Here is a 12,808-nt window from a genome sequence, read left to right as displayed (position 1 = left end):
ACATTAATCACTACCGCTCGTTACAGCTAAAGCGAACGGAGTTACTGAAATATTATCAAATGTCTCTCCAAGTAGTTCAGTTGCCACTGCAAATGTCCATCTAGAGTCCACAAAATCATCTACTAATAATATTTGTTGATTATTTAGATTCACATCTTTATCGATGTACAAATAATCTCGAATTCCTTCTTCTTGATGTCGACTATTAAGTAAAGCCTTTTGTTCAGGTTCATTCGGTCTCTTCGCAAGAATATGTGCGTATTTACATTGTAATGTGTTGGCTAGTCGTTGTGCAAATTCAGAAACTAATGTGGGCCGGCGATTTGATGGAATTGGAATGATTGTTAAGTCAGACACCCGAATTTCTTGTTCTCTGAAGAAACGCTTAAGCTTATCAACTGAAGCTTTAACCAGAACATCTGAAAAATAATGATCATCATACTTACCTCGCCTCGACTCCTGACCTAGTAGTTCATGATAATAACTCAGAGCAAGTCCATTCTCGTGTATTAATAATAATCTTTTATTTGTTATCACTGATTTTTTTCTTGGTTCAATTAATATAAAGCGCTTCTCAAAAAAATCAGAAACTTTATTAATTTCCTTTTCAACTATTATATCATCTGTCCATTCCCAAACTCCAAGACATGTACTACATTTCCCACATGGATGAGCGTTTGGATCATCCAGTGCTTTTGTTAAGAATTCCATTTGACAGTCATTTGTTTGCTGAAAATTAATAAGCTCCTGGTAATCGTGCATCTTCATTTTTATTACAGTATCATAATATCCTTCTTTAGAAACATAAGGTTTGATTGTACGAGAATATAGACTTTTCGAATCCTTCATTATAAATCCATCAATTAAGAGAAGCTTAATGATTTGATCTAATTTTGATGGTTTAATATTCATTTCCTGTTCTATTATAGATTTTTTGACCTCATCGTGATTATCGATAAAATTGAGTACCTCTATAATCTGAGCTTGCTGAGGAAAAGAACTATAAATGAAATACTCATTAATTTTATTTTCTTCAGCACCACCGTATAGGAGTACACAAAATGCCTTATCTATACCACGTCCTGCTCGACCTATTTGCTGATAATGCTCGATAACAGATTTGGGTGTATAGTAATGAAAAACAAAACTGATGTCTTCCTTATCATAACCCATACCTAAAGCAATCGTTGATACAAGTACTTTGATCTCGTTATTAATTAAGTTAGTTTCAAGAGTGACTTTATCTTCCTCATTAAGATCACTATGGTACGCATTTGCATTAATCGCATTATGACGGAGCCATGCTGCAAGGCGTTCGCATTCTCTAATTGTCGTTGCATAAATTATCCCTGAACCATGAAACTTATTGATGTTTTTGGCGATCCAAGCATACTTTTCCTCAGCAGTTGGCAAATATAGCTTATGTAAATACAGTGACTCACGTTGAAGCTCACCGCGAATAATTTCACAGTCACCTATTTGTTGTGCTACATCTGTAATAACCCTTTCATTAGCTGTTGCAGTTGTAGCTAAAACAGAAATATTTTGCGGTAAAGTTTGAAGTAGTTGGTGAATTCTTCGATAATCAGGACGAAAATCATGTCCCCAATCAGAAATACAATGTGCTTCATCTATAACTAATAAACCAACCTTTAATCTAGACAATAGTTCAATAAAATCTCCAAATTGCAATTGTTCCGGAGTAATAAATAATACATCACATTGACCGTTATTGCAGCGGTTAATAACTTTTTCTCTTTCTTTAAACGTTTTATTAATTTCACTATTTATACAATCTGCCACGATACCATAACTTTTAGTACTATCAATTTGATTCCTTGTTAATGCTAATAACGGACTAATGATAAGAGTTACCCCATCCCCCATCTGACGCATAATTTTTGTAGCGAGGAAGTAAACTAAACTCTTACCCCAACCTGTCTTCTGGACTACTAGAACCCGTTTTTTATTTATAACACTTTCAACAGCTACATCCTGTCCATCACGAAATGTAGCCCCTGCTCCAAATACTTGTCTTAATGAATCTAAAAGCAAAAGAATCCCACCTTTTGGTTTATTAGCATCCCCAGACACACTCGGCTTGTTCCACGACCAAATTTCACATCGTTCTACATAGTTCGCTACATCTTATCCATAACCTTCCAAACAAATGTTCTGTTTATATTCAGTGTCAGTTGAAGTACACTTAGATTTAAAAATCTATGAAAAGACCAATTTAACTAATTTATTACAATTAGTTACTCGGGTTAAGTAGACTTTACAATCCGAACTCAAAAAAATTCAGGCTATCTATTTTTCCGACAGGCAAAGGTACCAAGTTAGTTAGCTTTGCCGCAAGATGTATTGAGAACGAGATACTTATGCACCTTAGATCGTTGAATAAAACTCGTAAAGATGTTTCATTGCATGATCCGATTGGAACGGATAAAGAAGGAAATGAGATCACTTTAATAGATATACTCGGCAATGATGTGGATGACATTGCCGATCAGGTACAGCTTGAAATGTAAAAGAGTAAAATCTATAAAAACTTGAGTATTCTTGATGATCGTGAGAAAGAAGTGGTTATTACGAGGTTCGGTCTGCTTAATGGCGGCGATGAGCGGACTCAGCGTGAAATTGCGAAGGATCTTGGGATAAGTCATAGTTATGTATCACGGATTGAGAAGAGTGCGTTGATGAAGCTGTATCATGAGTTTTATAAGGGGAAAAGGTGACATCAATCAAAAACAAAGCTACTCGCATGAATTTTATGCAAGTACTTTGTTTTTTGTATTATTTCCATATTATAATGAACTTTCAAAGTGTTAGTTATCTATTTACGCCTTACACTGTAGAACCTCATTGCTCTTGGTATACCTTTAATTTCTAAGAAGCCTTTGTAAATATGCTGTCTCAGTCAGAATTCAAAATAGCTATCGTCGATGTATTGAGATCAAAGAACACAATGAATCTGTCTTTCGAGGTATACCGGTTTTCATTTTCTTAAGCATTTATCGGCAGCAGTAGGGTATGGACTTAATCGCGCTGATTGGTCGTATATTCCCGGCGGCGTCATCTCAGGCACTGCATTGATTCGCCCTGACTTTCCCGAACTGTTGGTCTTCCCTTATTTGTGGCAACAAGTGGAATATGTAATGGGAGGCGGTTCTTCACCATTTTCAGCGCAGAATGAATCGGTCGTTTGCTCGTACTCGTCACGATCTTCCTCGAAAAAACTATGTTGCATCAAAACTTCGACAGCCCGAATACCGGCCTCAGAATCTTACGAAGCCAATAAGCGATTATCGTCCCAGGACTCCATGAACCGGGATTCTGCAAGTACTGTATGTATTGATCGTTGATAATATAAGTCCGAGTGGAAGTTGGGCTCTTCAGACCGAGCTCTTCCCACTTTGTTGGATCATTCGAACCTCCGAGTTTATCAAGCATATTCGCTGTCTCACTATTTACTTTAGCTAGAATTTGCTCGTATGCTTGGGTGATTTGCATATGGAATTCGTCGATCGGATTACGGCTAGCAAGGCTCTCCAAGTGGATCCCTTCGCGAATGTAAGAAGCGTATGCTAGATGGTCAGACCAGAACTCGTCGATATAAAAAAGCCGTACACGCTGCTCCGTAGGGCTCATCGGATTCTCACCTTTTAATATTCTGAGTCGCTCCTCGTATAGTATTCGCCTCTGATCCTCCACCATATCCGAATAACCATTCAGTTCGCGGTGGATATCGAAGTTTTGACCCATAATAACGCGTTGGATATGTTCGATTTTACTACGGAGTCTCGGTTCTTCGAGAGCCTCACCCTGCCTAATTGCGCGAAACGCTTTATTGTGACCGAAGCGAAGAATTAACTCATCCTCTAAGCTAACGAAAAATACGGAAGCTCCGGAGTCGCCTTGACGGCCAGAACGCCCTCTCAGTTGGTCGTCAATCCGCACGCTTACGTTCATATGTGTACCAATCACGTACAATCCACCCAGCTCGGTGACAGCTTCTGCTTGCGTGGGGTTTCCTCCACCGAGCCGAATGTCGACACCGCGGCCTGCCATATTCGTAGACACAGTCACGGCTCCGATTTCTCCTGCTTTTGCGATGACATCAGCTTCTTCCGCGTCGTTTTTCGCATTAAGAACATAACAATGTACACCAACAACCACCAGCGCCTCTGCAAGCATATCAGACTCCTCAACGCTTGAAGTACCTATGAGAATCGGACGACCTGTCGCATGGACGTACGATATTTCTTGTACAAGTGCCTTAAGCTTGGCTTCTTTATCAGTATAAATCCGGTGCGGATGGTCAATCCTTATGTTTGGCCGATTCGGTGGGATTTGCACGACCTGCAGTGCATAAATAGCTTCGAACTCTAATGCAGAGGCGTGCGCGGTGGCAGTCATACCGCAAATTCTTGGATATAGGCTAATGAAATGTTGAATGGTGATCGAACCAAGAATTTTCCCGTTGGCTTTTGGCTGTAGCCCTTCTTTGGCCGCAAGCGCAACTTGCAGCCCGTCAGGCAAATACCTATTCTCTGCAACGCGGCCGGTATATTCTTCAATTAGCTCGATTTCACCGTAACGGACAATGTAATCGACGTCTTTTTTTAATAATGTTTCCACATGTAGCGCACAATTTAATGACGTTAACAAATGACTATTATGGCTATCGTACAAATTGCCGCATCCGAGCAGCGACTCTGCTTTTGTAGAACCTGCTTCATTTAAGTAAACGTTTCGCTGGAATTCGTCGAAGTCGTAATGCTTATCCCGCTTGAGCTGCCGAGCCACTTCTGCGAATTCAATGCCTTCGTTGCCGGAAGATCCCGACTCACCGCTGATGACTAGCGGCACTCTCGCTTCGTCGAGAAGTAGTGAATCCGCTTCGTCGACGATGACGTAGTGAAAAGGACGATGCACGGTATCAGCCTCATTTAGTGCGATCGTGTCACGCAAATAATCGAATCCCGCCTCTTTAGCTGTAACATAGGTTATATCTTTGGAATAAGCTTCCCTTTTCTCCAAGAGGCTCATCTCCGCATGAACCGAGCTTACCGTTAACCCTAGGAAACGATAGATTGGGCCCATCCACTCGGCATCTCGATTTGCCAAATAATCGTTAGATGTCAGAATATGAACGCCTTTACCAGTCAGCGCATTTAGATAAGCAGGCATAACAGCAGAGAGTGTTTTTCCTTCTCCGGTATGCTGTTCGATCAAAAATCTCTCGTGCAATGCAATGGCAGCCATGATCTGGACATCGTAAGGCTGTAATCCAAGTTTCCTCTTCGCTGCCTCGCAGACTAACGCATAAGCGGCGATAAGCAGCTCATCCAAAGACGTACCCAATTTTGCTTCCTTTTTCAACCGGAGAGATTCATCTTGCAATCGAAGATCGTCCCAAGCTTCCAAACTCCGTTTCCTGATGAACTCCGCTTTGTCACGATAGCCATTAAGTTTATGCCTTTTATCACGGTCTTTCAATTCTCGCATCAATTTGACGACTAAATTCATCGGTATTTGTTCCCTCCTCTTTCCGGTGGCATCCATCTCCAATTTCCATCCGTTCTTTTATAATCTTTCCCTACTCATCCTTTAACCGTCGTTGATACAATAGAACAGAAACAATCGTTAATACAAGTGTCCATGCCAAAATAATAAGGAGGGGTTTTAATAAATCTCCCATCGTAAAGTCTATATTATGTATTTCTAGCAAATACACAAGTTGAATGCTTGGTGTATAATCCAAAATTTTGAAAATCGGAAAATCACCAAATAGTAACGTTGCAACCGGAGGCGCAGTAAATACCATCGCTGCAGGAATGATAGATAATGATGCTTCAAGTAACGTCTTGGAAAACAAACCACATATCGTTCCGACTGCTGTGTATAGAATAATTGAAAGAATGATTGCAGCTACAAACGCCCATATACTAGCTGGCACATAACCCAATATATATATAGAAATAGCCAGAACAACAGCAGACATAACGAAAACTAGAATGCTTTTACCGATTAAAACATCCATGGTCGTGGCCGGAGTCATCATTAATGACCGTAAAGTGTTACGCTCCTTCTCTTCCGCAATCAAGCATGCTTGTGCGAAACATGTTAGTAATACAAACGAAGTATTTAGAAGAAAACCGATAGCTCCAGGTAATGACGAACCAGCGCCCCGAAAAAGAAGTGCGAGGATAATTGGAAAAATCAACATAATGGAGAGCGCATAATTGCGTGAAAACTCTTTGTAATCCTTCACAAATATCGCTCGAGCACGTTTTAATGAGATACTCATAGTAACTCACTTCCTGTCATTTTAATAAAAATATCACCTAAACTTGGCTCTTTCGTTTCTAATCGATCAATCAATCCTCGTTTCATCCAATCGGAGATTTGATCAGCCGTTTCCTCACATATCGGGAACTCGTATGCGTCCCCATTAATTAGGTCAACACAAACTACATTTTCTCGATGCTGTTTTTTAAGTTCCTTTGGTGAGCCGATGGTTTGAATTTGTCCTCGACACAAAATCGCTACACGATTACATAGCAATTCTGCCTCAGCCATATTATGTGTAGTTAAAAAAATTGTCGTGCCGTTCTCATTTAAGAAGCGTAATCCTTTATGTATATGTGCTGAGTTTACCGGATCTAAAGCCGAAGTAGGCTCATCTAAAAATAATAATTCTGGCTCATGGATTATCGCACAGGCCAATATAATACGCTGACGCATCCTTATTTCCAAATTTCTTATGAATACGTTTTACATGGATCACATCCATGAGCACCACTTCCTTACAGTTGATGCCTTAAGCATATATAGATTACATGCTTCCTGCCATCAAAACCCACCGAAATGTAGCTCTTATCGCCTGAATGGTACCATGGAGTGCTGATTGGTTCAGCATTTCCTCGAGAATCAAATGTTAAGAAGTACTTTTAATTCTTGTAATTTTGAACGAGATAACGGAACCACGGCATCTTTATCTGTATTCAATCGCAAGCTGTAGCTGTTCTTCGTCCATGTAATAATCTCTCTTACTTTTTGCAGATTAACAATGTAGGAACGATGACACCTATAAAATCCGAAATTTATTAATCTCTGCTCGAGCTCAGTTAGCGTCAAAGCACAATCATAATCTTCTCCACCCACATGAACAAGAATCGAACCAGTTAAACTTTCTATATAATCGATTTCAGGCGGATTAAATAAAATCACTTTTTCCTTTCTTTTCGTAGAAATCTTCTGCAAGATTATATTGGGCTGATCTTGTTCCTCTACTTCTTGCTTCTCCCCTTCCGAGTCAAGAATATCCAATGGATGAAATCCGAATTCGTTCAATCGATAAATAGAATCACAAGAAATAAGGGCATCCTCTAAATTCGAAGTTAATATTAATATTTGCTTTTCTTTCGAAAGGTCATCTAGAATCCGTTTAAATTGACGACGATCTTGCTCTTCTAAGTAAAAATACGGTTCCTCCAATACAAGTGTAGGCTGATGCGCAAAAAAGACACGCAGCAATGTTACATACATCCTATTCGATGAGCTTAGATCCTTGATTTTTACCTTCTGTTCATCTTTTAAAGCAAAATAATCGATAAGCGAAGCGGCACGCTCATTTCTCTCCGTTACTTTGATTAGAAACGTAATTAGCTCTTCCACCGTTAAACGCATATATTCGCTTTGCCCGGCTCGAAATAAATAATATTGAGAATGATTCACTAATTGATTCATTAAAAGCTGCTTTCGCTTTAAGTCCGTTATAATGCCAATTGATTGGTTCGATATCATATTTAATTCAATCTTCGGTAGAAATAATTCCCTATTATAATAAATTGGTTGAAATTGCATATCGTCCTCCTGGTCAGTGTCGCTATTAGGATTTATATAGAAATTATAATATTGGGATACTTTTTTTCATATCTAAGCCATATCAGTATATATTTTGACCATAAAATAGATATCAACAATGCATAGGTCGGGAAAATACGATGAGCTCGTCTATTCATTTCGAACCTTCAATATTAAGCACCCCACATGTGTCGAGTAGACAGTGACAACAAATATGACTGTGTCCCAAGGAGGTGTTTGCTCTAAAAAAAGCCCATCCGTAAAAGATGGGCTTAATGTTTATTCTAAGTCTTCAATCATACCGTGTTGCTTTAATGCTTTCAAAGCATCGAATGTCCAGATACTCTTCCATGTCCTCTCGTCATCACCTGTGACATGCCAGTTTAATATAAAATTACCCTCAGTTGATTGAGTTGCTACCTCATAACTTAGGCTTTGTAGTACATTTTCCCGTATTACATCAAACAACGGACTACTAGGGGAAGTTGCGAACCAGAATGGTTTGGCGCAGTAAGTAGACCATTTTGTTGAATCTTTTTCAATAACTTTGCCAATACCGTTTTTGAATCGCTTAATTATCATCGACTTTATTGGTTCTTCGGTACATGCAGACATCCTCAAGAAACAAAGCAATGAGAACTCGTTGATCGGATCTTCCAAGGTATTAAGATTGTCAAGAGCAATATCTGTAACCTTCTGCAAAAATGATGCAGGTACTAATTCTGAGTAATGATGAAGATAACCTACTAGTTCAGCACTCGGATTACCCCAACCAACAATCATATCAGATGCTGTATCATAGGTTCTCCCTGAATCAGGTTGCCAAGAATTGCGCTCCTCATTATAGGATTGTAACAGATATTTAATGCCCTCTTGAACCAATCTTTCACTTGATGTTGCACCTACCTCAACTAAGTATTGGAAAGCAACACTTGTTCCAATTGGGGAAGAGCAATGTCTATCACCTTCGCCCATATTTTGAAATCCACCGTCTTCATTCTGATGCTTCTCAAGGACTTTAATAACTTCCTCAGCAGACCCATTTTCAAATTCGAACTCGAAAAGTTTTTGTTCCAATTCTCTTCCATGAGTAAATAAATATTTTTTTGCCCTTATGAAGTTCTCAAACGATAACTTTTGCATGTATTCACCCTTCAAAGTCTTCCATAGTTTTTGAGTACCAAAAGAATAAAGATACTAAAATAAGGCTGCCATTGTTTCAAACCATGTTCATCATCCCAACCGCCATCTTCGCGTTGTGAGGATTCAAGGAAATCAAGAAACTTATTAAGCAATTGTTGGGGCATCGCTTTTGCGACTTCTGTATCTGGTGTACTAGCGAATTGAAATAGTGTGAAGTAGTTCTTCTCAGTAGCGTTTTTCGCACAATCAATAATATTGCATATGGTTGCTTCAATGTAAGGTCTATTTTCAGGTGTATCATCTAGGTTCAGATAGTAGTCATGGGCATGATAAGCCCCAAACAACCAGTCATTTGCTCGAATTTTCTCAAGTGTCAGGTTTGATTTTACCCACAATGATGTTGATTCTACTAAGGAATTGGAGCATAATCCCATTTTGATAAGATTTCCTGTAATTGAATCAGGTGCGGACTGTCCTCCTTCACTCCACCACGGAGCATGGGGATACTTGTGTAAGGTATCTGGATTCATCAAAGAGCCATCTTCACTTCTGTTGCGTTCTATCCAATCGACAGTACCTTCCAACAAACCCGTTATTGGAATATTGGTATCACGGACAACTGTAAGCAAAAACTCTAGTGCAAGGGGATGAGAATCTGGGCATTTAATATCATGTTCCAGACCATGACCCCAACCTCCGTCAGAATTTTTATAACTAAGTAGGCATTCATGTAATCGTTCTAGTGAACCGCCATCGAATAAATAACTAAATAATGCTTGCTCCCATAGTAATCCATTAGCGTATACGAAGTTTCTTGTTTTATCAATTGATACAGACATTTTTAACCTCCTAATAAGTGAACGTTAGTCAATTTATTCGATAAGCTGGTATAAAACTCCTGCCGAGAATCTACTAATTTGTTCTACATACATCGAAAATTGAATAGACACGGAAGTGGAATTCCGTGCCTTTTTGAAAAAAGTTACGTTGTTTGAACAGCTTAACATTGATGAGCAAGTTCAAAACAAGTGCTCCATCAAGTAATTGAAAAGATAAGAAGTACATCAAGATGGCTCTATCAAGATTCACTACTACATTGCTCCCCTTCAGGGAATGGGTGTATTATTGCAGGGGCTTAGACGGAAGCCCCTTTCCATTTAAGTAACACTGTACACTCAACATGAACGATTTTGGTCCGTCCTTTGACTTCCTTAGGTGAGTCTATCACATCGTTGCTTTTCAACTTCTTTAATATGAAACGCACTTCCATTATAAGCTTGATAATGACCTATAAACAGAATCTTTGAAACCCACTAACATCATGAATCTTTCAGAGTTAATTTGAATCCTTTGCCTGACTTTTTAAGTAATATCTGCTCTGAATAGATAATAACTTTACCCTGTACTTTGTTCATAACTTCAAAAAATGTGACAACACAGGCGAGGATCAAGAAGATCTTATCTCCATCGGAACAATCGGCTTAATTAAATTTCAGACAGGTAAAGGGACCAAGTTAGCTACCTTTGCCGCAAGATGTATTGAGAACGAAATACTCATGCACCTTAGATCATTGAAAAAAACTCGTAAAGATGTTTCATTGCATGATCCGATTGGAACGGATAAAGAAGGTAATGAAATTACTCTTATCGATATACTCGGCAATGATATCGACGATATCGCTAATCAGGTACAGCTTGAAATGGAAAAAAGTAAAATATATAAAAATCTAAGTATTCTTGATGATCGTCAGAAAGAAGTTGTGATTACGAGGTTCGGTTTGCTCAATGGCGGAGATGAACGTACTCAGCGTGAAATTGCGAAGGAGCTTGGGATAAGTCATAGTTATGTATCTCGGATTGAGAAGCGTGCGCTGATGAAGCTGTATCATGAGTTTTATAAGGGGAAGAGGTAATATATAAACCTAAAGCTGATAATCGGATTTATGTCCGATATCAGCTTTTTGAAGTTTTGTGGTTGTTATTGATTCTTATAAAGATTGAAAGAAGAATATAACTGATGCAATCATGCCACCCACTGCCCCTAATTTTGTGGTGGAAAAATAAAAATCGGAAGGTTCGGGCTCAACGACAGACAAACTGTATGATATATGAAATATAAACAATTGCAGTGATTTATTACTAAACAACAACCAACTAAATACAAAGAAAATGAGTGATATTATAAATATGATTAGATTTCCTTGCTGTTCATGATATTCATTGTATGCTGCAACTACCAAACTACTTGGGTGATAATATTCTTCGTTTGGTGAAAGAATTCGTTCATTGTTTGAATAGGCTACTATACTTACAACAATCTCATCATTTTCGTCAAATGCCATAAGTAAATCGTTATTATTAATATTCCTTACAGTATAGGTTTTTCCGCTTGGATATGAAACAATAAATATATCCTCGAATACATTCACTGTTGTCTCTTCAATTCTAAAGCTCTCACTAGCAATCTCTAGTTCTCTATAATCTTCATGTATAATAAGCCTAATTTCATTGCCACTATTGTCTGTATAGGAAGTAATATTATTATGTTCCTGGGCGTTTTCTGAATACTTAATATCATTAATATAAAACACTTCTTCACTATAATAATTATAAGCCCAAACCACTATACTAATAAAAATAATAGCTATTACAATACGTTTAATCATTACACTAATCTTTGCAAATTTCATTTAACACCTCGCGTCTTGAACTTCAAGTCTAAGAGTTTATTAAGTATAATTATTATTCTATTACCATTCTTACCGCGATAATAGTTTGTTAGTTTATTAATATAGTTAATGCTATAATCATCTAATATATAACAAGGGAGGCATATTAATCAATGTTAAAGTTCAACAAACTTGCGCATCTGCCAAAAATGAAGGTGTTAAAGACGTAAAAATAAACGATGATGGCTCTGTTACGTATACATATCCCATATCAATACATAAAGAGATGGTGAAAGTGGATTTGATGCTTTTACATCGCTAGAGATTGGTATCCAAAGTATGTACTACCAAAACTTTAATGGCGTTGCTTCTGATAAAGTAAAAGCAACCATTGAAATTCAAGATGCTCCTTTTATTCGTATATATAGACTATCCACTTACAATAGTAGTATAATCACACAAGATATAGATGCATAATAATTTAGAATTGAGGACTATCATGAAAACAATTGCAGTATATTGCGGTTCCAGTATGGGCGCATCAGATGTATATCGTGAGGCAGCGATAAAGCTTGGCAAAGAATTAGTTAGACGTAAGCTAACCCTTGTATACGGTGGAGCGAGTGTTGGAATTATGGGTATCATTGCTGATACTGTACTTCAAGAAGGAGGAAAAGTGATCGGTGTCATTCCTGCCTTATTAGAGCAACGCGAAATTTCGCATCATGGACTTACCAAGCTTATTAAAGTAGACAATATGCATGAGCGTAAACATAAGATGATGGAATTAGCAGATGGCTTTATTGCATTACCAGGTGGGCCTGGTACGATGGAAGAATTTTTCGAAGTATTTACTTGGAGCCAGATCGGTCTACATCAGAAGCCTTGTGGATTATTGAATGTGAATGGCTACTATGACCATCTCCTCTCCTTCTTCGATCATATGCAGCAGGAGCAATTTTTGAAGCCAATGTATAACGAGATGAACCTTGTAGCTAATGATGCTGCCGAATTACTTAATCAGTTCTCAAGCTTCACTCACCCAGGCTTGAAAACATATGAAAAAATTTAGACTACCGCTACAACCGAAACTTTCCTACCTAAAGCTATTGTATAATATAGGA

At 38.3% G+C, this 12,808-nt stretch carries 10 protein-coding genes and 1 pseudogene; 3 read left to right on the top strand and 8 right to left on the bottom strand.

Translation table 11 applies throughout. The features are described from left to right. Positions 1 to 3 precede the first annotated feature (3 nt). Entirely contained in the window at positions 4 to 2,055 is a 2,052-nt protein-coding gene (locus AC1TPB_RS04930) for a RecQ family ATP-dependent DNA helicase (RefSeq protein ID WP_482075488.1), read from the bottom strand. 260 nt (positions 2,056 to 2,315) lie between these two features. Between AC1TPB_RS04930 and AC1TPB_RS04925 the strand changes: the two are divergent. After that, a pseudogene (locus AC1TPB_RS04925) lies at positions 2,316 to 2,738 on the top strand (sigma-70 family RNA polymerase sigma factor); the annotation flags it as partial. Positions 2,739 to 3,249: 511 nt separating this feature from the next. Here AC1TPB_RS04925 and AC1TPB_RS04920 read toward each other — a convergent pair. From AC1TPB_RS04920 to AC1TPB_RS04895, 6 genes are all read right to left on the bottom strand, one after another. Further along, entirely contained in the window at positions 3,250 to 5,532 is a 2,283-nt protein-coding gene (locus tag AC1TPB_RS04920) for a preprotein translocase subunit SecA (RefSeq protein WP_482075487.1), read from the bottom strand. A 70-nt stretch (positions 5,533 to 5,602) separates the two neighbouring features. Next, complete coding sequence (locus AC1TPB_RS04915; RefSeq protein WP_482075486.1) at positions 5,603 to 6,313, bottom strand: ABC transporter permease; 711 nt, start codon at positions 6,311 to 6,313, stop codon at positions 5,603 to 5,605. Continuing rightward, positions 6,310 to 6,750, bottom strand: a complete 441-nt coding sequence (locus AC1TPB_RS04910; RefSeq protein WP_482075485.1) for a hypothetical protein — start codon at positions 6,748 to 6,750, stop codon at positions 6,310 to 6,312. Before AC1TPB_RS04910 ends, AC1TPB_RS04915 begins: the two co-directional genes overlap by 4 nt. A gap of 186 nt (positions 6,751 to 6,936) precedes the next feature. Continuing rightward, positions 6,937 to 7,872 (bottom strand): LytTR family transcriptional regulator DNA-binding domain-containing protein, encoded by a 936-nt coding sequence (locus AC1TPB_RS04905; RefSeq protein WP_482075484.1) that lies wholly within the window; start codon positions 7,870 to 7,872, stop codon positions 6,937 to 6,939. Between the two features lie 279 nt (positions 7,873 to 8,151). After that, positions 8,152 to 8,949: a hypothetical protein gene (locus AC1TPB_RS04900; RefSeq protein WP_482075483.1), complete on the bottom strand. Its 798-nt coding sequence runs from the start codon at positions 8,947 to 8,949 to the stop codon at positions 8,152 to 8,154. A gap of 77 nt (positions 8,950 to 9,026) precedes the next feature. Further along, positions 9,027 to 9,854, bottom strand: coding sequence for a hypothetical protein (locus tag AC1TPB_RS04895; protein WP_482075482.1), 828 nt, complete (start codon positions 9,852 to 9,854; stop codon positions 9,027 to 9,029). 543 nt (positions 9,855 to 10,397) lie between these two features. On the opposite strand from AC1TPB_RS04895, the gene sigK reads away from it, so the two are divergent. Further along, positions 10,398 to 10,928: an RNA polymerase sporulation sigma factor SigK gene (gene sigK / locus AC1TPB_RS04890; RefSeq protein WP_482075785.1), complete on the top strand. Its 531-nt coding sequence runs from the start codon at positions 10,398 to 10,400 to the stop codon at positions 10,926 to 10,928. Between the two features lie 75 nt (positions 10,929 to 11,003). On the opposite strand, the gene AC1TPB_RS04885 is transcribed toward sigK, so the two are convergent. Then, on the bottom strand, positions 11,004 to 11,705 hold the full coding sequence (locus AC1TPB_RS04885; protein ID WP_482075481.1) for a hypothetical protein: 702 nt from the start codon (positions 11,703 to 11,705) through the stop codon (positions 11,004 to 11,006). 478 nt (positions 11,706 to 12,183) lie between these two features. Between AC1TPB_RS04885 and AC1TPB_RS04880 the strand changes: the two genes are divergently transcribed. After that, positions 12,184 to 12,756 carry an LOG family protein gene (locus AC1TPB_RS04880; RefSeq protein WP_482075480.1) on the top strand — a complete coding sequence of 191 codons (573 nt, stop codon included), beginning with the start codon at positions 12,184 to 12,186 and terminating at the stop codon, positions 12,754 to 12,756. The last annotated feature ends 52 nt before the right edge of the window (positions 12,757 to 12,808 follow it).

This window comes from Paenibacillus sp. Y951 (assembly GCF_056786395.1).
Note: the sequence above shows the minus strand (reverse complement) of the source record. Positions and strands in the feature narration are given on the sequence as shown.

What these genes read in the sequence shown, in the direction of transcription:
- AC1TPB_RS04880 (WP_482075480.1), top strand. Translation starts at nt 12,184, where the DNA reads ATGAAAACAATTGCAGTATATTGCGGTTCCAGTATGGGCGCATCAGAT.
- AC1TPB_RS04910 (WP_482075485.1), bottom strand. Translation starts at nt 6,750, where the DNA reads ATGCGTCAGCGTATTATATTGGCCTGTGCGATAATCCATGAGCCAGAA.
- AC1TPB_RS04905 (WP_482075484.1), bottom strand. Translation starts at nt 7,872, where the DNA reads ATGCAATTTCAACCAATTTATTATAATAGGGAATTATTTCTACCGAAG.
- AC1TPB_RS04915 (WP_482075486.1), bottom strand. Translation starts at nt 6,313, where the DNA reads ATGAGTATCTCATTAAAACGTGCTCGAGCGATATTTGTGAAGGATTAC.
- AC1TPB_RS04885 (WP_482075481.1), bottom strand. Translation starts at nt 11,705, where the DNA reads ATGAAATTTGCAAAGATTAGTGTAATGATTAAACGTATTGTAATAGCT.
- AC1TPB_RS04895 (WP_482075482.1), bottom strand. Translation starts at nt 9,854, where the DNA reads ATGTCTGTATCAATTGATAAAACAAGAAACTTCGTATACGCTAATGGA.
- AC1TPB_RS04920 (WP_482075487.1), bottom strand. Translation starts at nt 5,532, where the DNA reads ATGAATTTAGTCGTCAAATTGATGCGAGAATTGAAAGACCGTGATAAA.